The organism is Vibrio floridensis (genome assembly GCF_021852965.1).
In the GTDB taxonomy this organism is placed as follows: domain Bacteria; phylum Pseudomonadota; class Gammaproteobacteria; order Enterobacterales; family Vibrionaceae; genus Vibrio; species Vibrio floridensis.
On the sequence record NZ_JAKGCY010000004.1, the window covers coordinates 262,406 to 285,509 of the forward strand.

Here is a 23,104-nt window from a genome sequence, read left to right on the forward strand (position 1 = left end):
CATACAAAGGATTTTAGAAGTGAATTTATTTGCATCACTCAATCAGTTTTCAAAAAACAGAATCTCATGGCTGCTATTGCTATTCTTTGTGGTCTTTTTTGAGGGAGCGGCGCTGTTCTTTCAGCATGTGATGATGCTGTCACCCTGTGTGATGTGTATTTATGAGCGCGTGGCGATGCTTGGCGTGGGTGGCGCGGCACTCTTTGGCCTGATTGCACCCAATAACCCACTTGTTCGTTGGTTAGGTTTGGCGGCTTGGGGAGCCAGCGCTTACAAAGGGTTGGCGTTGTCATTACAACACGTTGATTACCAGTTTAATCCATCGCCTTTTGCTACTTGTGATCTGTTCGTCACCTTCCCAGATTGGGCTCCACTGAATCAATGGGCGCCTTGGATGTTTGAAGCCTATGGCGACTGTAGCAAAATCGTATGGCAGTTCATGACACTTTCGATGCCACAATGGTTGGTGATTATTTTTGCTGGCAACCTAGTGGCGCTCGCATTTATCGTTATTGCTCAGTTTTTCAAATCAAAATAGTTCCGACGCTGACTCGGATTGCAGTTAAAAAAAACAGCCGACTCATTCAGAGTCGGCTGTTTTTTTGTCGCTTGTTGATTATTGGCCACAACACTGTTTGAATTTTTTGCCACTTTGACAAGGACAAGGGTCGTTTCGCCCTACTCCTTTGAAAGGATTCAAACTTTGTGATTTGTTTCCGACCATCAGTTCATCGGCGGCAAGCGCCACTTCGTTGATCATCAAATCCATTTGGCCAATGAAATCGCTCAAAGCGGGTGGCGCTTCAATTCCCGCTGCGCGCATTTGCTGTTGAGTACCCTCTTCATCAATAGCCAACATAAAGCTGGTAAAGAGCGCCTGCATCATGCGTTGAGTGCCGTCATTGACGATGGCGGATTGCCATTGCTCTTCAACTCTTGGCCACAAAGACATAAAACCCTCAGCAAAGTCGGCCAAGTTATCTCTTTTATCGCTTACGAGTTCGAGCAATGAATATTCATTGCGTAAAATCCGATTATGCTGCTTATGAATTTGCTCCGTCACAGCCGCGCGAAGCTCGGCAGACACATCCCCCAGCAACTCGGTTAACCAAGTATCAGGATCGGTCGGTTGAATCGTTAAGTTCGCCGCCAAAACCGCGCCTTCAATAAACCAAGCAGAAGCCTGGCTGGAAGCGTCATTGAGTTCAATTAGTTGATATTGCATCGTTGAAACACTTGTTGTTCAATTTGGCCGGATTATATACCTAAGCAAAGTAAATGGGGGGATTAAATCATGAAAAGCCTCTCTCCTTGCCTCTTCTCGTGACAAGCTCTCGGTGAATCGCTACAATCGCGCCTCATTTTTTGAGAGGCCAGAGTAAAAATGCGAGTGATATTGGGACCGATGGAAGGTGTGCTCGACCACCTGATGCGAGAGATGCTTACCGAAATCAATGACTACGATTTTTGTGTCACTGAGTTTGTTCGCGTTGTCAGCCAACCACTCCCAGACCATGTGTTTTATCGCCTCTGCCCTGAACTGAAACAAGGGTCAAAAACAAAAAATGGTGTTCCTGTCAAAGTGCAGCTGTTAGGCCAAGATCCCCACTGGATGGCCGAAAATGCTATCCGCGCCGCGCAGCTCGGGGCACATGGTATCGATCTAAACTTTGGTTGTCCGGCAAAAATGGTCAATCAGAGCAAAGGGGGCGCAGCGCTGCTGCAACACCCAGAACTGATCTATCAAGTGGTCAAAGCGTGTCGTGATGCAGTGCCCTCGCACATTCCTGTTTCCGCCAAAATTCGTTTGGGTTGGGAAAACCCGGAAGATTGTTTCGAGATTGTGGACGCGGTAGAACAAGGCAAAGCGGATGAATTAACCGTCCATGCAAGAACCAAAGCTGGCGGCTATAAAGCGAGTGAAATCAAATGGGATTACATTGACCAAATCCGCCAACGTTCCACGATTCCTTTGATTGCAAATGGCGAAATCTGGAACTATGCCGACGGTCAAGCCTGCATTGAAACCACTGGCATCGATTCTTTGATGGTGTGCCGTGGCGCATTAAACGTGCCGAATCTAGGTAATATCGTTAAGCACAATCACCGAGCAATGCCGTGGCACGAAGTGGTGGATTTATTGCTCAAATACACCCAATACGAAGTGCGTGGCGACAAAGGGAAATATTACCCAAATCGTATCAAGCAGTGGTTTGCTTATTTGCGCCAAGCGTACCCACAAGCGGCTGACCTATTCCGCGACATTCGCACCTTGACGCAAGTGGAAAGCATCGTTGAGCATCTGCATCGCTATCGCGAACAGCTCGAGGTGGCACAGTAAACAATTTTGTCTTTACCACTATTTTTCGCTTGGTAAAGACTGTCATCGGCAGCTTTGAATAAAGCGTCAAAGCTGTCACCTGCGCCCATTTCACGTATCACCACGCCTGCTGAAATGGTAAAACCGTGTCTCACCACTTGAGGTGACCGTTCATTAACGGCTTCACGAACTCTCGCTAGTACTTTCTCCATGCCATCGCACTCATCGCCATAAAGGGTAATGACAAACTCTTCACCGCCAAATCGAGATGCAACATCGCATTGGCGAATATTGTCTTTAATGCAATTGGCCACTAATTTGATCGCTTCATCGCCCACATCATGGCCATGGCTATCATTGATCGATTTAAAGTCGTCAATGTCGAACACTGCAAGCGCAATCTTTTTCTTAGAAATTTTATTACGCCATACCGCTTGCATCCCGCGCCGATTTAACAACCCTGTCATCGGATCTTTGGTGGCGAGCTCTTTAAAATACTGACGCTCGGTGCGCGTATTCGCCAAAAACAGAGTAAACGTGGAAAGTAAGTAAATAAATACCGCGGCAATCACACTGTATCGTTCATAAACAAAAAAGTTTTGTAGTTCTTGCTGCCACGAAAACCCATAGTATAGCGCGTGATTATCCACTACCCTTGGCTGTTCCACGTCTTTAACAAGCAATGCGTTCTTTGGCAACGGTCTGCTTAGATTCGCAAAATGAATGCTTCCACCCAACCGCTTGTTACTTTGCAATAATGACGTAGTATCGAGCGTCATCATCAACATGCCTTTGTGCTTGCCATGATCAAAAACAGGGATCGTTAGTGAGTAACGGCTTTCGCTATCAACGGCACCTACATTGATTTCATAACCCGGTCCAGAGAACGTTACCTTCCCCGCAGAGTTGGCGGTTTTTTGCCAAAATGGTCTTGCTTTGAGTGTATTTAACAGTTCAGTAGTGAAAGTGTTAGCATAGCTGTCTGGAGAAGTCATGAGATACCCCTGCTCATCGACATAAAGAATGCCGACGACAAAAGGTTCTATGTCATGAAGAAAAGAAAGCGACGGTGCAAAACTCATCTTATTGCTGGCATGCAAACTGAGCTCGCTATTTAACTCACACAATGAGGTATCGCCAACCAACATGTAGTTAATATCCACATCAGGTTGATCTTCAACCATGCCTTCTGCTCTTAGTAGTGGATCTATTGGCCAAATGAAGCAAAGTCCATTTTCTATTTTTGAGTTGTGATGACTTAAGATGGAATAGCCACCATTGGTATAGTTGCTAAAACTGTACTCCAAGGCCGCTAACATTTTTACACTTCGATTCAGCGTTCTATTGATACGATCATACTCTTCAGCAATGTTTCGGTTTACCGAATCGTAATAGCTTTTTACCGTGATACACATCACAGTAAAAAAAATCAACGCAGGAAACAAAACCACAAAGCGTCGGCTAAATTGTCTTTTAATACTCATTCGATAACCATGATTGCCGATAAACGAAGCCCTTTGACGACTCTGAACGTCAAAGGGCTGGTGTCATTTATTTAGGAATTAAACGAATATTAATGGATTGAGCGCTAAGTGTCACTCAAGTTGCCAAATTTGAATGGATTCAGAAGAGATATTAACCACAACTTTACCATTTACTTGCAAAGCACTTTCATTACCCAATAGGGAAATCAGACGTCCTTGCGACTTTCCAAGTTGCCAAATTGGCAGCGTCATACAACATGCCTTCGTATCTAAGTTGACCATCACAAGCAGAGTGTCGTCACCATACTGACGAGCAAAACTGAACGACGTTGGCTCAACATGCAAAAATTGGATCGATCCTTGCTGCAGCGCCTTAGACGTTTTGCGAAGTTCAATTAGACGTTGGTGATATTGGAATGTCTCCACATGACCAACACGCTCCCACGGGAAACAGCGGCGGTTATCTGGGTCATTCTCACCTTCCTGTCCAACTTCACTACCATAATAGATACAAGGGGTTCCGACATAAGTGAACAGCAAGCCGAGAGCAATGTTCATGCGCGCTTGGTCATTTTCCAACAAGGTAATAAAACGTGCGGTGTCGTGGCTGTCGAGTTGATTGAACTGGCTGAGCTGGTTAAGCCAAGGTACTTTAGCGCGTGATTCATTTAGCCAATCAACAAAGTCGATGCAGTCGATCTCAATAGGATGGTAGGCAATGTCTTTTTTGGCCAATAATGCTCTCACTGGATGCGCAAAGCCGTAGTAATTCATCGAGCCGTCTTCTTGATCGCCTTGGAGCCACTTGCTCGCCTCAAAGAAATGCTCCCCCAATACATAAGCTTGAGGGTTTTCTTGTTTAGTCGCATTGCGGAACTGCTTAACATAGTAGGCATTGTTGCGCGCCCCTTCACCTTCTCCAAGCATGTGGATCACGTCAAAACGCCAACCATCGATTCGATAAGGTGCTTTCAACCAGTGGCGAATGGCCGCGTGTTCGCTGGCATAAATGTAATTACGTACCTCCGCATTTTCAAAATTCAGTACTGGTAAGCTGTCAACGCCCTTCCAGCCAATATAATTTTGGCTACCGTCTTCGAAAAAATAATAGTGGCGATACGGCGATTCGATGTGGTGATAGGCCCCCATCTCACCTACCCCATTTTTGTCAAACCAAGGGTGCTCACATGAGGTGTGATTGAAAACAGCATCAAGCACAATTTTCATACCGCGTTGATGAAGCGCTTCGCTCAACTCTGCAAACTCTTGATTGCTTCCCAAATGCGGATCAATGGTTAAGTAATCGGTGGTGTCGTATTTGTGATTGCTTGGCGCCGAAAAAATTGGATTGAGATAGAGCGCTGTCACGCCTAAGGTTTGCAGGTAATCCAGTTTGCTGCGAATGCCAGCCAAATCCCCGCCATAAAACTCACAACCCCCATAGCCATTGTGTTTATCAACGGCTACTCCCCACTCTTTTGCGACCACAGGACGTGTGCCATTTTTTACCGAATATTCGCCACTTCTAACGCTGATCTCTGGGTTACCATTACAGAAGCGATCAGGGAAAATTTGGTAGAAAATCTGCTCACTCACCCACTCTGGCGGCTGATGAGATTGGTTGTATTTGAAATGGTACTCGCTGCCTGGCATCCGTTTCTGTACGCCACGAGCGTCTAACCAGACGGTGGCACCTTCTGTGATCACTTTGAAAACGTACTGGGTGATCTCTCGGTCTTTATTCAAAGGGAATGACGCTTGCCAGCCATCGAGTTCCCCTAACTTAGAGACTCGCTGCATTTCTACTAAGTACTCTTCATTGTCAGGCTCGTGCCGCAGGTAGACGGCTTGAATTCCTTCAGGCTGAGTTCTTAAGGTAACGTGAGCGATTTGATTCTCAACGCGGAAATAATCCGGCGTTTGCGCATGAAAAAGAAAAGGTAGGGTCATTGCGAGTACTCTTTTAATCGGTATTTCATACCATTCTAAAAGCACAGCGCTGGGCAACATCCCCCCTTGATAAATAAAAATCACGTTATTTTTCAAGGGGAGATCACTATCGGTAGGAGGACGCGTAGGGCGTAGATAAAAACTAATTGAGCAACAAGCTATCGTCGGCCAACTCTTCGCCACGCACTTTAGAGAACATCTCGAGGAGATCTTTCACCTGCATCCCCTCTCGCTGCTCACCAGCGACATCCAGCACAATTTCACCTTGGTGCAGCATGACTGTGCGATCGCCACACGCCAACGCGTCTTTCATCGAGTGCGTCACCATCATAACGGTCAGGTTAAACTCTCTGACGATCCGTTTGGTGAGATCAATGATGAATGCCGCCATGCGGGGATCAAGTGCTGCTGTATGCTCATCAAGCAGTAACAGTTTGCTGTCTGACAATGTGGCCATCACAAGGCTTACTGCCTGACGTTGTCCGCCAGAAAGAAGACCAATACTGTCACCCAAACGATCTTCTAACCCTAGCCCCAAAATACTGATCCGCTCTTGGAACAGTTTGCGACGCTTTGCTGAGAGCGATAAGTGCCAACCTCGCTTTTTTCCACGCATGTACGCGAGCGCCATGTTTTCTTCAATGGTTAACGCGCCACAGGTGCCTGCAAGCGGGTCTTGGAACACCCGTGCACAAAGAGAGGCTCGTTGGTCAACCGTTTGTGATGTCACATCGACGTCATCGATCAATACTTTGCCGCCCACCATAGGCGTTTCACCTGTCACTGCGCCAAGTAAGGTCGATTTACCCGCCCCGTTAGAACCTATCACCGTCAAAAACTGATGCTCTGGTACTTCGAGCATGACACCACGTAGCGCACGATTTTCTAAAATGGTGCCTCGATTAAAGGTGACCTGAATATCTTCCAAACGAATCATAGCGCACCTCCTGACTTCTGTTTGCCACCACTCGCCCCTGAGTTAACGGGCTTTTTTATCACCATGTTGCCTTTTAGTTTGGGCGCAATCAACGCGATGGCAACCAGCACTGCGGTGACTAAATTGAGATCCGACGCTTGCAAACCAAACATGCCAGAACTTAGAGCAAAGGCCACCGCCAAACGGTAGAGCACTGAGCCGACGATGACCGCGACAACGGCAACCCAAATTTTTCGTCCCGGAATCAACGTTTGTCCCAAAATCACTGCAGCCAAACCCACTACTATGGTCCCGACACCCGACGTCACATCGGCAAAACTGTTGGTTTGCGCAAATAACGCACCAGCGAAACCGACAAAGCCATTCGACAGTGCAAGGCCAAAATAGGTGTAAAAAGAGGTACTACCACCTTGTGCGCGCACCATACGCGCGTTAACGCCTGTAGCACGTAAGCCTAAACCAAAATCACTGTTGAGCAGTCGCACCACCAGCCAAGAGGAGATCAAAACGAGAATACCGACCACCAGTGGACGGATGAACATGGGGTCACCCAAGCTTTCAAATGGGGTCAAAATGGTCTCTTCACCGAGTAACGCTAAGTTTGGTCGCCCCATAATACGAATGTTGATGGAGAACGCCGCAATCATGGTTAGGATGGAAGCCAAAAGATGAAGAATACCGCAACGCACCGCCAAAAAAGCGGTCACCCAACCAGTCATAGCACCAGCAAGAATGGCCATCCCGGTGGCTAACCATGGATTCACACCCGCAACGATGGCGGTGGCCGCAACCGCAGCACCCATCGGGAAACTGCCATCGACACTCAAATCCGGAAAGTCGAGAACCCTAAAGGTTAAGTACACCCCCAAGGCAACTAAGCCGTAAAGTAAGCCAATTTCTAGCGCACCGAAAAACGCAAAAGCAGACATAGCAACTCCTTTATTCTGCTCTAACAAAGGGCCGAATCTCCGTCGGCCCTAGATAGGATTTTATTTGACGTCTGTGGCTCGAGAAAGCACAGAGGCTGGAATAGTAATGCCTAGTTTTTCTGCCGTGCCCTGATTCACTACAAGATCGGATCCCGTAGCCACTTTCACGTCGAGCTTACCTGGTTCTTGACCTTCCAAGATCGCAGCAACGTAATCCGCCGTTTGCACGCCAACTTGGTAGTAATCGAAGCCTAAGCCTGCTATCGCCCCTTTCTCAACATAAGAAGTCGCACCACCAAATACCGGTTTTTTCGCTTGATTCGCCGCGACAATCATCCCTTCAATCGCACTGGCAACAGTGTTATCCGTTGGGGCGTAAATCACGTCAGATTTTGCAGCGATCGCTTGAGTAGCAGATTGCACATCAGCACTTTTTAGCGCTGTCGATTCCACCACTTTTAGGCCTTTTTCAGCGGCGCTTTTTTTCAATAGCTCAACCAAGGTAACCGCATTTGCTTCGCCTGGGTTGTACACCACACCAATCGCTTTGGCATTAGGCAATAGTTCTTTAATAAGGTCGACGTGCTGAGATACCGGTGAAAGATCGGAAAGACCAGTGACGTTTTTCCCCGGTTGCTCCATGGATTTCACCAGTTTTGCGCCAACCGGGTCAGTAACGGCAGTAAATACAACTGGAATAGAGCGCGTGGCCGAGACCAATGCTTGAGCCGTCGGGGTTGCGATGCCAACTAAGACATCCGGGTTTTCCCCCACAAACTGACGAGCAATTTGCACCGCAATCGCTGGATTGCCTTGCGCTGTTTTGTAATCAAACTCGAGGTTTTTGCCTTCGACATACCCTTTTGCTTTTAGTCCATCTAAAAGGCCTTGTCGTGTGGCATCAAGTGCCGGGTGTTCAACGATTTGTGAAACGGCAACTTTGGCAGTTTTTGCCATCACAGAATGGGAAGAAATTAAAGCAGCACCGGCAAGAACAGCCGTGGCGATCAGTTTTCCTGCTTTCATCTTGACTCCTTGAATTCAGCATAGGTTGGGATGTTGTGTGGTATCACGAAACCTCCACTCTAGACGAGCAAGGTTAAGCAATTATTTTTGTGCACTTTTTGTACATCTGAGTGACATTATTACCAGCAACTTCTCAATTAGGAAAGCAGGATTTAACAGAAACACAACAAAGTGAGAGATAAATGACGGTCACTCAGCAGATAAAAACAAAACGGGCAACCCGATTGGCTGCCCGTTAACGATCTTTTTGAACCAGTGGAAACTTAGAACCAACGCTCGAGTGCAGATTTATCTAAGTGACGGAAAGCGCGGTTTAAGGTATGCGCCAACTCTTTGTAACGAGGGCGGGATTTAAGCGGTTCTAGTGCCAAACCACTTTCGACGATTTTCTGATGCAACTCTCGATACCAAGTGGCCAGCGCGGGCGGCAATAGAGTGTTGGAGCGATGGCCTAACCACCACATTCCTTGCAAAGGCAAACTCAGTGCAAATAAAGCCATGACAATCGCTTGAGGCAGTGCTTGATAATTGTTGAACGCCATTTGAGTCAGGACGCTGATGGCTGCTATCGCTGGCATCACTTTAATGCCAAAACGCGTTGCTTTGATAATGCGTTGCTCAGGAAAGATGGCGCTCAGCTCTTTGCGCATCGGCCAAGTATCCATGTACTTTTGCCCATCTCTCAGACTGTGGGCAAGTCCGACTTTATTGTTCATACTGCTCTCTCACTAAAAATTAGTTGAAGACTTCAACTGAAAACGCAAAAAATTGATGAAAGTTAATATTCTTTCAAATTTTTTTTGTTATCATTGCCCATTATCGCTATCCTTCGCGAACCCTCAATCTCATTGTTGCCGTTATTTACAAATTAAGCAACTTTGAAGAGCCTCTGCAATGGATAGCGCTAGTGGTGATACGAATCACCACTTTCTCAAAAATACGGAAATTGAAAGTTTTTTGACCAAGATTAGTGCGCAGCTTTGGTTGCATCGTCTATTCTTGTGAATGATTTTTCATCCTTAACTGATCTTATATCAGACGAATAACAGGTAGTCACACATGTCTAAGCTAGTTTTAGTTTTAAACTGCGGTAGTTCTTCTCTTAAATTTGCTGTTGTTGATGCCGAGAATGGTGCAGAGCATCTTTCAGGTCTTGCTGAATGTCTTCACCTTCCTGAAGCTCGCATCAAGTGGAAACTTGATGGTAAGCACGAAGCTCAACTAGGTAACGGTGCAGCACACGAAGAAGCACTAGCGTTCATGGTAGAAACTATTCTTGCTTCTAAGCCAGAGCTTTCTGAAAACCTAGCTGCAATCGGTCACCGCGTCGTACACGGTGGTGAGCAGTTCACTCAATCAGCTCTAATCACTGACGAAGTTCTTAAAGGTATTGAAGATTGTGCAACGCTTGCTCCTCTTCACAACCCTGCGCACATCATTGGTATCAAAGCCGCTCAAAAGTCTTTCCCTGCACTGAAAAACGTTGCTGTGTTTGACACCGCTTTCCACCAAACAATGCCAGAAGAAGCGTACCTATACGCACTTCCATACAACCTATACAAAGAGCACGGCATCCGTCGTTACGGCATGCACGGCACTTCGCACCTATTCATCACGCGTGAAGTTGCAAACCTACTAAACAAGCCAGTTGAAGAAGTAAACATCATCAACTGTCACCTAGGTAACGGTGCATCTGTTTGTGCAGTGAAAAACGGCAAATCTGTTGATACTTCAATGGGTCTAACCCCACTTGAAGGTCTAGTAATGGGTACTCGTTGTGGTGACATCGATCCTGCGATCATCTTCCACCTACACGATGCGCTTGGCTACTCTGTTGAGAAAATCAACACGATGCTAACCAAAGAGTCTGGTCTTGCTGGTCTAACTGAAGTGACTTCTGACTGCCGTTTCGTTGAAGACAACTACGGTCAAAAAGAAGAAGCAACTCGTGCGATGGACGTATTCTGCCACCGCCTAGCGAAATACGTTGCTGGTTACACTGCCACTCTAGAAGGTCGTCTAGACGCAATCACTTTCACTGGTGGTATCGGTGAAAACTCTGCACCAATCCGTGAAATGGTTCTTAACCGCCTAGGCATCTTCGGTATCGAAGTGGACAGCGAAGCAAACCTAAAAGCACGTTTCGGCGGCGAAGGCGTTATCACAACAGCAAACAGCCGTATCCCAGCAATGGTTATCTCGACTAACGAAGAGCTAGTTATTGCAGAAGACACTGCTCGCCTAGCAGGTCTTTAATTGACTTCTCTGGCTAGCCTTCGGGCTAGCCAGATTTCTTTTTGATAAAGAATCTGGGGCTTCACTCCTATTGTTTGGTCCGCCAAACCATAAGCAGTAAAGCTTTAAATCCCCCAATAGTTAAAGGTACTTTCTCTGATGTCCCGTACTATTATGCTTATCCCTGCGAGTGCTGGTGTTGGTCTTACTAGCGTAAGCATGGGTATCCTTCGCGCCATGGAGCGCAAAGGTGTTAAAGTTTCTTTCTACAAGCCTATCGCACAACCACGTAGTGGCGGTGATCTGCCGGATCTTACCACTACCATCGTTCGTACCAACGTAGGTATGAAGATTGGCGAGCCATTGTTAATGTCTGTTGCTGAAAGCCTCATCGGTAACGACAACATGGACGAACTGCTAGAAACGGTTGTAGAACGTTACAACCAAATTAATAAAGATGCAGACGTTACGCTAATCGAAGGTCTTGTCCCTACTCGTAAGCACCCATTTGCTAACCAAGTGAACGCGGAAATCGCAGCAACACTTGGTGCTGAAATTGTTCTCGTGGCGACCCCAGGCACTGACAACCCAGCACAGCTAAAAGAGCGTATCGAAGTGGCTTGTTCAAACTTCGGTGGCACGAAAAACAAAAACATCTCTGGTGTTATCATCAACAAGCTAAACGCGCCAGTTGATGAAGCAGGCCGTACGCGTCCTGATCTATCAGAGATCTTCGATGACGCAGACAGCGCGAAACAAAACCAGCTAGAAGTGATGCAGATCTTCAACTCTAGCCCAATTCGCGTTCTAGGTTGTGTGCCATGGAGCATCAATCTGATTGCAACTCGTGCAATCGATATGGCGAAGCATCTGAAAGCAGAAGTGATCAACGAAGGCGACATCAATACTCGTCGTATCAAGAGCATCACCTTCTGTGCACGTTCTCTGCCACACATGATTGAGCACTTCAAGCCAGGCTCACTGCTTGTGACTTCAGCAGACCGTCCAGACGTTATCGTTGCGGCTTCTCTAGCGGCAATGAACGGCGTGGAAATCGGTGCGGTACTACTGACTGGCGGTTACGATATTCCTAAAGAGATCGAAAACCTATGTAAGCCAGCTTTTGAAACTGGTCTTCCTATTTTCAAAGCACAAGGTAACACTTGGCAGACTTCGCTCAATTTACAGAGCTTCAGCCTAGAAGTACCTGCAGACGATAAAGAGCGTATCGAGTTCATCAACGACCACGTTGCGGGTCACATCGATGGCAACTGGATTGAGTCAATGACGGAAGGTACTGAGCGTTCTCGTCGTCTAAGTCCTCCAGCATTCCGTTACCAGTTGACTGAGCTTGCTCGTAAAGCGGGTAAACGCATCGTTCTTCCTGAAGGTGACGAGCCACGTACTGTGAAAGCGGCAGCGATCTGTGCTGAACGCGGTATCGCAGAATGTGTGCTGCTAGGTAACCCTGAAGAGATCAAGCGCGTGGCAGCACAGCAAGGTGTTGAACTGGGCGCTGGCGTTAAGATCATCGATGCAGACGCGATTCGCGAAAACTACGTTGCTCGTCTTGTTGAGCTACGTGGCTCGAAAGGCATGACGGAAGTTGTCGCTCGTGAGAAGCTTCAAGATTCTGTGTTCCTAGGCACTATGATGCTTGAGAACAACGAAGTTGACGGTCTAGTATCTGGCGCGGTTCACACGACGGCAAACACCATCGTTCCTCCGTTCCAAATCATCAAGACTGCACCAAATGCGTCTATCGTATCTTCTGTATTCTTCATGCTTCTGCCTGATCAAGTACTGGTTTACGGTGACTGTGCGATCAACCCGGATCCAACGGCAGAACAGCTTGCAGAAATCGCGATTCAATCTGCGGATTCGGCAGCAGCCTTTGGCATCGACCCACGCGTAGCAATGATCTCTTACTCGACTGGTGAATCTGGTAAGGGTGCAGACGTTGATAAAGTACGTGAAGCGACCAAACTGGCTCAAGAGAAACGTCCTGATCTGATCATCGACGGTCCTCTGCAGTACGACGCAGCTATCATGGAAAACGTGGCAGCGTCTAAAGCGCCTAACTCTCCAGTAGCAGGTAAAGCGACTGTATTCGTATTCCCAGACCTCAACACGGGTAACACGACTTACAAAGCGGTACAACGTTCAGCAGACCTTGTTTCTATCGGTCCAATGCTGCAAGGTATGCGCAAGCCGGTAAACGACCTGTCTCGTGGTGCGCTAGTCGACGATATCGTCTACACCATCGCTCTAACTGCAATCCAAGCGACTCAAGATCAGCAATAATCCACTGAATCTTTTGCCTCTTGTCAGTAAGACTGAGCAGCGATAGAACGAAAAAGGGGTTGGCACTATGCCAACCCCTTTTGTTTTATGACTCATTCTGTTTTCTTACACACTCGCTTTAAGCTTCTGTTTCTACGTCTGCCACTGCCTCGCTATTCACAGCAGTAGTCTCCTTGGCGAACTCTTTTCTCAGGTGTTTTGCTGCAGACACCAAGTTTGCCAATGCGGCTTCGGTTTCTGGCCAGTTGCGTGTTTTCAATCCGCAGTCTGGGTTTACCCACAAACGCTCTACTGGGATCTTCTGCGCCGCTTTCTTCACGAGATCGACAATCCACTCTTCGCTTGGAATGTTTGGCGAATGGATATCATACACACCTGGGCCAATTTCATTCGGGTAGTTGAACTCTTCAAATGCTTTAAGCAGTTCCATGTTCGAGCGTGACGTTTCAATGGTAATCACATCCGCATCCAATGCCGCCACCGACTCAATGATTTCATTGAACTCGCTGTAACACATGTGAGTGTGGATCTGCGTTTCTGGCCTCGCACTCGCCGCTGAAATGCGAAACGCTTCGACTGCCCAATCTAGGTAGTTTTGATGATCACGTTTTTTCAGTGGCAGACCTTCACGAATTGCAGGTTCATCAATTTGAATGATGTTGATGCCTGCATCTTGCAGATCCGAGACTTCATCACGAAGCGCCAAAGCCAGTTGCTGGGCAATCGCTTTACGGCTGATGTCTTCACGTGGGAATGTCCAGCATAGAATTGTGACTGGGCCCGTCAGCATGCCTTTCATCTGTTTTGAAGTGAGCGACTGGGCGTAGGTAGACCAGCCCACCGTGATAGGCTGCTCGCGCTCAATATCCGCGACCACAATGGCCGGTTTCACACAGCGCGAGCCGTAGCTTTGCACCCAACCAAATTGCGTGGTTTGGAAGCCCGCCAGGTTTTCAGCAAAATACTCAACCATGTCGTTGCGTTCTGCTTCGCCGTGAACAAGCACGTCGAGATCGAGCGCTTCTTGGCGTTTGACCGCATCCGCTATGTGGCCTTTTAGCGCTTGTTCATACTCTGCTGAAGAAAGCTGACCGCTGCGATAGGCACTGCGCTGAACACGGATCTCGCTGGTTTGCGGGAAAGAACCAATGGTGGTGGTTGGCAATAGCGGCAACTGCAGCACCTCAGCTTGGTGTCGCGCACGCTCAGCATAAGGCACACTGCGCTGAGCAAGCTCTGCGGTAATAGCATTGACTCGTGACTGTACCGTTGCTTTGTGTACATGAGCAGCCGATTTGCGTGCTTGGATGGGCTGGCTGTACGCCTCACACTGTGCAATCGACGCCGCATCACCATCCAGCGCTTTACCAAGGAGCACCACTTCTGACACTTTTTGTTTCGCAAAAGCAAACCAACTACGCACTTCTGCAGACAAACCCGCTTCTAGCTCTAAATCCACCGGAGAATGCAGCAGCGAACATGAACTGGCGACCCAAAGGCGCTCGCCTAATGCCGCTTTCACGGGCAGCAGGCGCGCTAGCTGCGCTTTGACATCCGAGCGCCACACGTTACGACCGTTGACAACCCCAAGCGACAGCACCCAATTTTGCGGCAACTTAGCCAGCACCGCATCCAACTGCTCAGGTGCGGCAGAAAGGTCGACATGAAGGCCGTCCACTGAGAGCTCGACAATGCGATCAAGCGAATCAACAACAGAGTCAAAATAGGTGGTCAGCAGCACTTTTACATCGCTGCGGATCACTTGGTAAGCAAGCTTAAATGCATCAAGCCATGGCTTTTCCAACTCAAGTGCAAGAATAGGTTCATCAATTTGCACCCACTCAACACCTTGCTTGGCCAACTTGGCCAAAATCGCTTGGTAAGCGGTGAGCAAACGAGGTAACAGTGTTAAGCGGTCAAATCCGTCTTCAATTTCCTTCCCAAGGTAGAGGTAACTCAGTGGGCCAAGCAACACCGGTTTTACCTTGTGGCCAGCTTGTACGGCTTCGTTCACTTCTTCAAACAGTTGCGGCCAGCTGACTTCAAAGGTGTCCTCTTTACTGAACTCTGGCACGATGTAGTGATAGTTGGTGTTGAACCATTTCGTCATGTCTGACGCCGCCGCACCATGACACGCACAGCTCGATTGCGACTGACCACGGCCCACTCGGAACAAGGTATCCAAATCAGGGAAGCCATGACGATGGCGTTTTGGCACATGGCCAAGCAACAAGGTGGTGGTCAGAACATGGTCGTACCATGCGAAGTCCCCTGCAACGGCAAAGCTAAGCCCTGCTGAGGCTTGAGTTTGCCAGTTTTTGTGGCGCAGCTCCGCACCGACTTTTTTCAGCTCAGCTTGGTCGATTTCACCGCGCCAATATTTTTCTTGGGCAAATTTGAGTTCGCGTTTTTCGCCGATACGGGGATAGCCAAGGATATGCGTGGTCGTTGTCATGTCAAATTCCTTATTCTTTTATGCGTGATTTTTCTATGCTGGGATGATTATGCTGCTCGCAAACTGCTGCTGAGCGGATGCATGACATCTCGTCCGTTGCATCTCGTTCGCTTCATTCAACAAGATGTCTGGATGGCTAAACTATCTCGCTAACCTCGCGTTTCGACAATCTCCATTTATTCAACTTGTTTATTAGAAAAATTCATCATAAGAAAAGAAACATCAACCAAAATAAATAGACGTCTAGATGTTTACAGCTCCAAAAAAACTGGGTAAGTTAAAAAGGCTCATGTAACGAGCGATTGGTTGAGAGGGATTCATGATTGAGCTAAAACATTTAAAAACACTAACGTCATTGCGAGACACTGGCTCATTGACCGCTACGGCAACCTCACTGCATCTCACTCAATCGGCACTCTCCCATCAAATTAAAGATTTGGAAGCGCGCATTGGTGGTCAGCTCTTTTTACGCAAAACTCGCCCCGTCAAATTCACTTCAGAAGGGGAGATTTTGCTGCGCTTAGCCGACGAGATTTTGCCGAAGTTAGCCAGAGCAGAGAATGAGTTGGCGAGCTTAAAAGAAGACGTGAATGGCCGCTTACACATGGCGATTGAATGCCACTCCTGCTTTCAGTGGCTCATGCCTGCTCTGAAGGAATATCAGTTAACCTGGCCAAGCGTGACGCTCGATTTTTCCTCCGGTTTTGGCTTTGAGCCCCTACCCGCTTTGATGGCTGGCGAACTGGATTTGGTGATCACGTCCGATATTCAGCCTCGCTCTGAAGTGCATTACGAGCCACTGTTTGATTTTGAAATGCGCCTGATTACCGCCACCAACCATCCTCTTGCAAGCAAAGAGCGCTTACAACCTGACGATCTCGCCGATCAGACCATGTTGACTTATCCGGTACAAAAACAACGCTTAGACGTGGTGAAACACTTTTTGGCGCCCGCCGGTGTCGAGCCCGCTCGCTGGAAACAAGCAGACAACACACTGATGCTAGTGCAGATGGTTTCGGCTGGTTTGGGGGTTGCGGCTTTGCCCAACTGGGCGATCAGTGAGTTTTCCCGCCAAGGGCTGATCACCAGTATTCCATTAGGTAAAGGATTGTGGCGACGACTGTTTGCCGCGACACGCAATGCCGATAAAGACAAACGCTATCTTCAAGCCTTCTTTGCGACGGCGAGACAGCAATGCAAAAGCCATCTTGATGGCATCAAGATGGCTTAAGGGAATGGTCACTAGCGAGAGTATGATTTGAATTGGTTGGTAAGCGGATCGTATTGATAACCCAATACATCCAGTTTGCCGACCACTTGCTCAACGTCCATTTCGTACATGCTGACCAGCTCTTCAAAGCTGTCGCATTCCAGTCGTAACTTCTCGTTGACGATGCCCAGTAGAATAATGCTGTCTAAACGGGCGACGTTACTCAGATCCATGACTACGCTCCTTTGTTGGTACATCTCCATTAAGCGTAGTCACTATTTCAACGGGATAAAGTGAAGCGGGTCTAAATGTTTGAATGTTCGTCAGAGATGAGACTTATCCATTCACCACAAACAAAATCTGCATAGAGACGGTCGCAGCCACGACCATCACCCACGCGGTTGAAAGCTGGATCTTGCTGGCGGTTTTTCCGCTGAAAATGTGCCAACACCACACGACAATACCGCCAATGACCAGCGCAAGGCTGGTGAGAATCAAGGTTGTGGCTTGAGTCTGTGCTTGCTCATCAAAACCGGACGCAACAGCCAGCAACGAAAGCGCTAGGCCCATCGCCGCCACAATACCACTAAACGGCAAAATGCGGTGGAAGGCTTGCAAACGTGAGCGAGCAATCACTAACAACAAGTGCGCAAACGCCGCACCAAGCAGTACCACCATCATCACTGTCGCCACAGACGCGCCCCACATGGATTGCTTCATCGCCTGAATCGCAACAAACGAGACCGCTAAGCCATCGGCCAAGTAGAGAACCCAAAGTGGTCCTGCATCACGCGTTTTGCCGGTTTGTACTTTGGAATAGAAATAGAAAATGGCAAACACCACCAGAAAAGCCGCAATCTCAATTGAAGAGACCGCCATCCACATCAAACCAATCGCGGGCAAGAGTTTATGGATACGACCACGTTGACCTGGGCAAATATCGCCTTTAACCAAAACAAGAGTCAAAACAAGTTGTGCTCCTAGCAACATTGGAGCAAAAGAAGAGAGTAAAAACTGGATCATGATGAACAACATAATGCGACTAAAACTGGGCAGGCATGATACCCAAAGCTCTAGAGAACAGCAATTGATGTGCTTAAGATTGCCACATGCCTAACATCCCTGAGCAAAGTAACGCAGCACCTCTTTTTGCGTCACGACGCCCATGTATTTGCCCAACTCATCCAACACTATCCAAGGTAATGGCAACTCTTGAACGATCAACACGCCGATATCCACCGCTTTGGTCTGGTAGCTGATGCTCGAGAACTGAGTCTTCATCACCTGATTTAGCGTCCGTTTAGATAAAGTGAGATCTTTCATCGTTTCCAGTTTTGTGCCTAACGTAGCGGAAAGATGCAAGTTGAGCGTTTCACTATCGACAATACCGAGGCATTCATCATCATCCACAATCGGTATCACCGTAAGGGTGCCGGCATCCAAAAGCGCCTTTGCTTGCCCAACGGTATCTTGCGGCCCAAGCGTGCTTTGCGTCGCTAAAGAGAGCCTTAACACACTCCTATTGCGCACGCTCTCGTTACTCTCAAGGAAATCACTCAACTGAGATTGGTAGTTCCAAGCTAAGTGCAGTTGCTCCAGAGGTAGAGGTTTGGAGAAAAAGTAGCCTTGAATGAAATCGACCCCTAACCCACACAAGACTTCCAATTCCTGTTTGGTTTCCACTCCTTCGGCCACCACTTTCACGTTTAGGGTATGGGATAGCTCCGTGATCATTCGCACAATGTGGTACTTATGCGTACCTATACGAATATTGGTCACAAACTCTCTGTCGATTTTGAGCAAGTCAAAGTTGCAATCACTGAGGTAGGTGAACGAAGAATAACCCGTTCCGAAATCATCAATGGCGACACTAACGCCTAAGTGACGAATGCGTTTTATCAGTTCCGATTGGTTCGATTCGCTATCAAAATACGCGCTTTCCGTCAGTTCTATTGTCACGAGTTCCGGCGTATCGGCGTACATGCAAACCATCTGCTCCGCGTTTTGTAACACCTCTTCTGCACCTAACTTGGTGTTGAGTGAGCGATTGATGGTGATGCCAATCCGCTGGCCAAAACGTTGATGGATCGCCTTTAACCCTTCCAACGATTTCTTGCCTACTGTCCAATCCAGATCAGCGACCATTTCAAGATCTTCCGCAATGCCGACCATTTCTTGAGTATTTTGCCACTGACCATGTTTGTCTTTAAAACGGCACAGCGCTTCAAACTTAGCAATGTCCCACGTTACCGTATCAACGATGGGTTGATAGAACACCTCAACCGACTCTTCACGAATAGACCGCACCACCAACTCTTCCAGCTCTCGGCGTCGCAAAACTTCCCGGTGAATGGAGCCGTGGTAAAAGGTGATCATCCCCTTGTAAGCCCCTTCGTGGTTCAGCATCGCTTGTACCGCGTGTGACACCATCACTTTAGGGTTTTGTGTATCATGCCCCAGTATCGAGACACCCACTTTGCCGCGCAACACCGCATTTTGCACTTCCTCACCACTCAAATGGGTCAGCTGAGCGAAAAACTTACGGATGGTTTGATGAATGATTTGAACCTGATTCGGTCCTTGGCTTTTGTTGCATTCAATCGCCGCAACAAAGTGGTTGCCGCCTAAATAGCCCACGGTGCTACTGACGCGGTTTTTCTCTAAGCTTTCCGACAGACGTTGTTTCAGTTCATATTCATCACCTGCCGCGAAATTGGGCAAAAATGCCAGCACCATTAACAAGTCATCATTATTCGAGTCCATCCAGCGCACCGTCAGTTGCTGGGTAAACTGTTTTTCTGTGGGCAATTGTGTCAACAACTCCACACCACCATGCTCCATATCGGCCAGACGATAGAGGCGGTCAGAGAAATCAACATACAAACCAAGGTAATAGACTTTGTCGTCACAAGTGAGTTTTTGCAGCGTCAGTTCTTGCGGCACAATCGCACCACCAAAGGTACGAATAAGCACCACGCCTTGCCACAGCCCTTTGCTGTTTACCTCTTCAGAAATGCTTTGATAAAACTCATCGCTGTGTTTGCCTGAATCCAAAATCGACGCGCACTGCCCGACAATTTGATTGAGTTTGTAACCTGTGTGATTTTCGAAGTAGCGATTGCACAGCAAGATCTGTGTCGCGGCATCCGTGAGCAAAATGCCATGATGATCATTGTCGAACGCTTGGCGAAACAGCGTCGAAAACTCATTTCCTTTGCTATCGACACTAAACAGCTTGCGGATTTCCCCCGCTACGGCATTTTCCGCTTGGGGAACAAATCGAAACAGCACATAGTGACTGACCGAGTTGATACTAATCCAACAACGATAGCTGCCTGATTTTTTTGCTTGGCATGCTCGGTCGAGCAAGTTGAGCAATTGCAGTTTATCGATGGTAGTAAACGAAGACCAAAACAATGCGCTGACGTCATCACTCAGTCCGACACGCCAAAAATGACGAAATAATTCTTCGCTCACCTGCAAACAAGACTCACCGTGCTTCCAATGCCATTCATACGTTTCTAGACGAGCAGCACTGTCGCCAGAACTCGGATCCCCTCTGGTGCGTCGTAACATAGTTTTTCCTTAACGAATCTCACGCTAGCCACTGCGTTGACGTTAGTAAAAAACCTAGCCTCTTTAAAATTAGGTGATGGGGCGCGGTTACACCAGCCGATTTACATGATCTTCTCTTTTAAATATCGAAGTAATGAATGCATCTCTATGACTCCTTTGTAATGCCCACGTTCGTCGATCAGTATCCAAGGAAATGTTTCATTTTGGCTCATTATGCTAGGCAGCGCACTCAGACGAGTTTGCCAGTTCACTTCAGAAAAACCTAAAACCATGACTTGATTTACTCTTTTTTTCCAAATTGTTGCTTCCTTCATTGATTCTAAGTCCGTTCCCATTGCGGGCGTTAAGTGCAGATTCAACGCTTCTCTGTCAATAAATCCAACACAAACTCTTTCTGCAACAACAGGTAAAATGTTGAGTTCTTCTCTTTCAAAATACTCGTGAGCAAGAGAAATAGGGTCTCCAGGGTCCAGATGTGGCACATTCGGGGTAACGAGATGAAGCAGCCCCCCTCTTTCACCAAACTGTTTAGGAAATACAGTTAAGTCAAACTGACCAAACTCTTCACTTGAATCACTATTAAGCGCAAAAGGTTTAGAAAAGAAGTAGCCCTGAGCATAATCAACTCCGACTTGAACCATAAGCGTCAACTCATGCTCAGTTTCAACGCCTTCCGCCACAACTTTCAACCCAAGTTGATGTGAAAGTTCTGTCAGCGATTTAACAATACGAAACTGATTTGAATTGACTTGAATGTCTTTAATAAAAGCGCGATCTATCTTTAAAACATCAAAGTTGCATCGATTCAGATACTCAAAGGAAGAGTATCCAGTACCAAAATCATCGACGGCCAACGTAACACCTGCTTCACGTAACTCTCTCAGCCCATTGGCTTGTTGCTCTTCACTTTCAAAATAAGCATTTTCGGTGATCTCAACCGTCACCTTGCTCGGAGAGACTTGGCTCTCAACAATCATTTTCGCTGTTTGGCTAAGAATATGAGCGATGCTCGCAGAGGTATGAACTGAGCGATTAAAGGTAATCCCGACCTGATCGCCAAACGATTTCTGCAGCTCGGGCAGCGCATCTAGTGCTGTTTTCGCAACGGCAACATCCAGCTCTTCAATCAAGTCAAGGTCTTCTGCGATATTAATCAGTTCCTGCACCGATGTTTCGCAGCTTAACTCTTCTGGGAATCGACATAATGCTTCGAACTTCGAGACTTCCCATAAGTTCAAATCAATAATTGGCTGATAGAACACTTCTATTTTTTGCTTGAGAATCACATCAGTGAGTTTGATTTCAGTCGCTTTTTTTTGCTCTATCTGCTTGTGAATCGCTTGATCATAGAACGAGACGCGATGTTTGTGACCAGAATGCATTTCTAGCAACGCTTGATTGGCATGGGAGAACAAACTGCGTGGCGTTTTGGCATCAATACCGAGTACCGATATACCAATACTCCCTTGAGTCAAAGCGTTTGATATTTCATTTTCTGCCATTCGGAAGCTTGAGAAAAAACGCTTTATGGTCTGGTTGATCTGGCGAATATGTGCGATCTGTGTTTTCGAAAATTTTAAACACACGACAAATCTATCTGAACCCAGATAACCACATAAGGTTGCGCCTGAACCATTTTGTAAAAAACGGGCAAATTCTTTTTTTATCGCCGACGGGTTCTCTTCAACATACTTAGGTTGAATGGCAAGCATAATAAGGCCGACATCACTATTATTGCTTTGGCACAAGCCCTCTAGTTGATCAAGAAAGCGTTCTTTTCTCGGTAGTTGAGTAAGAAGGTCAATACCACCATTATCTTTGTCATTAATGCTATGTAATCGCTCTGAAAGGTTGGAACTGATACCGACATAGTATGCCCCTCCAACGCCATCACTGATCTTCTGAATCGTTAACTCCTGAGGAACATTGTCTCCCGAGTAGGTTCGAGTAAGGATTTCACCAGACCAATAATTGAGCTCTTTAAGTTGTTTCCATAAGTTCTGGTAGTACAAGTCAGAATGCTTTTCGGCATTAAAAATACTGGTTTTTAAACCAGTAATATCCTTTCTTTGATACCCAGTTGTATTTTCAAAATACTGATTACATACCAATATTCTGGTGTCCTCATCCGTAATCACCACGCCATGATGTGGATTTTCAAACAGAGAATAAAAGACTTCTGCCACTTGTATGCAGGACTCTATCGTTAAAAGCGGTGTGAGCGTACCAACTAAGGTCTGACTATTTTTTTTCTCTACGTAAAACTCAACAAAATGAACACGCTCTAATGGAGAGACAAGGCAACAACGGAATACTTGCGATTCACCACTCTTCATCACATGGCGAAAAGTATCAATCGCGATTTGCCGCTGGCTGGGTGCCAATCGCTTTAGCACTTCCTCTGCGTGCAAAATGTTTCTTTCAAGCCCAAATACGGTAACGAATGCGTTTTCATCAGCATGAAACTCTTTTGAATCCAGATTAAGCTGCCAATCGATTTCACCTAACTTAGGTAAAGAAAGGGGCTGAGTGCCATTTTGGTTCTCTGTTTGAATTGTTTTGCTATCCATAGCGTTAACCCCTATAAGCCACTTGTTTTATAAGTATAGTCTATGCAAAATGTCTCAACTTTGAAGTTAACTGAAAAACGCACTCGTTTTTATATCGAATCAAGCTCT

At 47.0% G+C, this 23,104-nt stretch carries 17 protein-coding genes; 5 read left to right on the plus strand and 12 right to left on the minus strand.

The genetic code is table 11. From position 1 onward, the window contains the following. The first annotated feature begins 19 nt into the window (after positions 1 to 19). A complete protein-coding gene (gene dsbB, locus LZU85_RS09440) occupies positions 20 to 538 on the plus strand; it encodes a disulfide bond formation protein DsbB (protein ID WP_072616033.1) in 519 nt (172 codons plus the stop codon). A 78-nt stretch (positions 539 to 616) separates the two neighbouring features. Here dsbB and LZU85_RS09445 read toward each other — a convergent pair whose 3' ends face one another. Continuing rightward, a complete protein-coding gene (locus LZU85_RS09445; protein ID WP_237286943.1) occupies positions 617 to 1,225 on the minus strand; it encodes an SEC-C metal-binding domain-containing protein in 609 nt (202 codons plus the stop codon). 159 nt (positions 1,226 to 1,384) lie between these two features. On the opposite strand from LZU85_RS09445, the gene dusC reads away from it, so the two are divergent. After that, positions 1,385 to 2,341, plus strand: coding sequence for a tRNA dihydrouridine(16) synthase DusC (gene dusC / locus LZU85_RS09450; RefSeq protein WP_176297242.1), 957 nt, complete (start codon positions 1,385 to 1,387; stop codon positions 2,339 to 2,341). Here dusC and LZU85_RS09455 read toward each other — a convergent pair. The 6 genes from LZU85_RS09455 to yfbV all read right to left on the minus strand — a co-directional run bounded on the left by LZU85_RS09455 (position 2,311) and on the right by yfbV (position 9,362). Then, positions 2,311 to 3,804 carry a sensor domain-containing diguanylate cyclase gene (locus LZU85_RS09455; protein ID WP_237286944.1) on the minus strand — a complete coding sequence of 498 codons (1,494 nt, stop codon included), beginning with the start codon at positions 3,802 to 3,804 and terminating at the stop codon, positions 2,311 to 2,313. The genes dusC and LZU85_RS09455 overlap by 31 nt on opposite strands. Positions 3,805 to 3,915: 111 nt before the next feature. Further along, positions 3,916 to 5,754 (minus strand): maltodextrin glucosidase, encoded by a 1,839-nt coding sequence (gene malZ, locus LZU85_RS09460; protein ID WP_237286945.1) that lies wholly within the window; start codon positions 5,752 to 5,754, stop codon positions 3,916 to 3,918. A 142-nt stretch (positions 5,755 to 5,896) separates the two neighbouring features. Beyond that, complete coding sequence (locus LZU85_RS09465) at positions 5,897 to 6,691, minus strand: ABC transporter ATP-binding protein (RefSeq protein ID WP_176297239.1); 795 nt, start codon at positions 6,689 to 6,691, stop codon at positions 5,897 to 5,899. Then, the gene (locus tag LZU85_RS09470) at positions 6,688 to 7,620 is read right to left on the minus strand and encodes an ABC transporter permease (RefSeq protein ID WP_080536404.1); all 933 of its coding nucleotides are present in this window, start codon (positions 7,618 to 7,620) and stop codon (positions 6,688 to 6,690) included. The genes LZU85_RS09465 and LZU85_RS09470 overlap by 4 nt, the downstream gene beginning before the upstream one ends. 60 nt (positions 7,621 to 7,680) lie before the next feature. Then, positions 7,681 to 8,646: an ABC transporter substrate-binding protein gene (locus LZU85_RS09475; RefSeq protein WP_176297237.1), complete on the minus strand. Its 966-nt coding sequence runs from the start codon at positions 8,644 to 8,646 to the stop codon at positions 7,681 to 7,683. Between the two features lie 263 nt (positions 8,647 to 8,909). Then, on the minus strand, positions 8,910 to 9,362 hold the full coding sequence (gene yfbV / locus LZU85_RS09480) for a terminus macrodomain insulation protein YfbV (protein WP_176297236.1): 453 nt from the start codon (positions 9,360 to 9,362) through the stop codon (positions 8,910 to 8,912). Between the two features lie 343 nt (positions 9,363 to 9,705). Here yfbV and LZU85_RS09485 point away from each other — a divergent pair, with 343 nt between their 5' ends. Both LZU85_RS09485 and pta read left to right on the plus strand, forming a co-directional pair. Then, the gene (locus LZU85_RS09485; protein ID WP_176297235.1) at positions 9,706 to 10,902 is read left to right on the plus strand and encodes an acetate kinase; all 1,197 of its coding nucleotides are present in this window, start codon (positions 9,706 to 9,708) and stop codon (positions 10,900 to 10,902) included. 138 nt (positions 10,903 to 11,040) lie between these two features. Then, positions 11,041 to 13,185 (plus strand): phosphate acetyltransferase, encoded by a 2,145-nt coding sequence (pta, locus tag LZU85_RS09490; RefSeq protein WP_176297234.1) that lies wholly within the window; start codon positions 11,041 to 11,043, stop codon positions 13,183 to 13,185. 118 nt (positions 13,186 to 13,303) lie between these two features. On the opposite strand, the gene metE is transcribed toward pta, so the two are convergent. Continuing rightward, entirely contained in the window at positions 13,304 to 15,640 is a 2,337-nt protein-coding gene (metE, locus tag LZU85_RS09495; protein WP_237286946.1) for a 5-methyltetrahydropteroyltriglutamate--homocysteine S-methyltransferase, read from the minus strand. 319 nt (positions 15,641 to 15,959) lie between these two features. Between metE and metR the strand changes: the two genes are divergently transcribed. Further along, a complete protein-coding gene (gene metR, locus LZU85_RS09500) occupies positions 15,960 to 16,871 on the plus strand; it encodes an HTH-type transcriptional regulator MetR (RefSeq protein WP_017421925.1) in 912 nt (303 codons plus the stop codon). An 11-nt stretch (positions 16,872 to 16,882) separates the two neighbouring features. Here metR and LZU85_RS09505 read toward each other — a convergent pair whose 3' ends face one another. From LZU85_RS09505 to LZU85_RS09520, 4 genes are all read right to left on the minus strand, one after another. Next, a complete protein-coding gene (locus LZU85_RS09505) occupies positions 16,883 to 17,083 on the minus strand; it encodes a DUF4250 domain-containing protein (RefSeq protein WP_013571464.1) in 201 nt (66 codons plus the stop codon). Positions 17,084 to 17,186: 103 nt separating this feature from the next. Next, positions 17,187 to 17,873 carry a hypothetical protein gene (locus tag LZU85_RS09510; RefSeq protein ID WP_193785079.1) on the minus strand — a complete coding sequence of 229 codons (687 nt, stop codon included), beginning with the start codon at positions 17,871 to 17,873 and terminating at the stop codon, positions 17,187 to 17,189. Between the two features lie 90 nt (positions 17,874 to 17,963). Further along, positions 17,964 to 20,426, minus strand: a complete 2,463-nt coding sequence (locus LZU85_RS09515) for an EAL domain-containing protein (RefSeq protein ID WP_237286947.1) — start codon at positions 20,424 to 20,426, stop codon at positions 17,964 to 17,966. Between the two features lie 101 nt (positions 20,427 to 20,527). After that, on the minus strand, positions 20,528 to 22,762 hold the full coding sequence (locus LZU85_RS09520) for an EAL domain-containing protein (RefSeq protein WP_237286948.1): 2,235 nt from the start codon (positions 22,760 to 22,762) through the stop codon (positions 20,528 to 20,530). Positions 22,763 to 23,104: the final 342 nt, after the last annotated feature.

Bases quoted from the DNA above. Each gene is read 5' to 3' on its own strand.
- LZU85_RS09445 (WP_237286943.1), bottom strand. From the start codon at position 1,225: ATGCAATATCAACTAATTGAACTCAATGACGCTTCCAGCCAGGCTTCT.
- dusC (WP_176297242.1), top strand. From the start codon at position 1,385: ATGCGAGTGATATTGGGACCGATGGAAGGTGTGCTCGACCACCTGATG.
- LZU85_RS09455 (WP_237286944.1), bottom strand. From the start codon at position 3,804: ATGAGTATTAAAAGACAATTTAGCCGACGCTTTGTGGTTTTGTTTCCT.
- malZ (WP_237286945.1), bottom strand. From the start codon at position 5,754: ATGACCCTACCTTTTCTTTTTCATGCGCAAACGCCGGATTATTTCCGC.
- LZU85_RS09465 (WP_176297239.1), bottom strand. From the start codon at position 6,691: ATGATTCGTTTGGAAGATATTCAGGTCACCTTTAATCGAGGCACCATT.
- LZU85_RS09470 (WP_080536404.1), bottom strand. From the start codon at position 7,620: ATGTCTGCTTTTGCGTTTTTCGGTGCGCTAGAAATTGGCTTACTTTAC.
- LZU85_RS09475 (WP_176297237.1), bottom strand. From the start codon at position 8,646: ATGAAAGCAGGAAAACTGATCGCCACGGCTGTTCTTGCCGGTGCTGCT.
- yfbV (WP_176297236.1), bottom strand. From the start codon at position 9,362: ATGAACAATAAAGTCGGACTTGCCCACAGTCTGAGAGATGGGCAAAAG.
- LZU85_RS09485 (WP_176297235.1), top strand. From the start codon at position 9,706: ATGTCTAAGCTAGTTTTAGTTTTAAACTGCGGTAGTTCTTCTCTTAAA.
- pta (WP_176297234.1), top strand. From the start codon at position 11,041: ATGTCCCGTACTATTATGCTTATCCCTGCGAGTGCTGGTGTTGGTCTT.
- metE (WP_237286946.1), bottom strand. From the start codon at position 15,640: ATGACAACGACCACGCATATCCTTGGCTATCCCCGTATCGGCGAAAAA.
- metR (WP_017421925.1), top strand. From the start codon at position 15,960: ATGATTGAGCTAAAACATTTAAAAACACTAACGTCATTGCGAGACACT.
- LZU85_RS09505 (WP_013571464.1), bottom strand. From the start codon at position 17,083: ATGGATCTGAGTAACGTCGCCCGTTTAGACAGCATTATTCTACTGGGC.
- LZU85_RS09510 (WP_193785079.1), bottom strand. From the start codon at position 17,873: ATGATCCAGTTTTTACTCTCTTCTTTTGCTCCAATGTTGCTAGGAGCA.
- LZU85_RS09515 (WP_237286947.1), bottom strand. From the start codon at position 20,426: ATGTTACGACGCACCAGAGGGGATCCGAGTTCTGGCGACAGTGCTGCT.
- LZU85_RS09520 (WP_237286948.1), bottom strand. From the start codon at position 22,762: ATGAAGAGTGGTGAATCGCAAGTATTCCGTTGTTGCCTTGTCTCTCCA.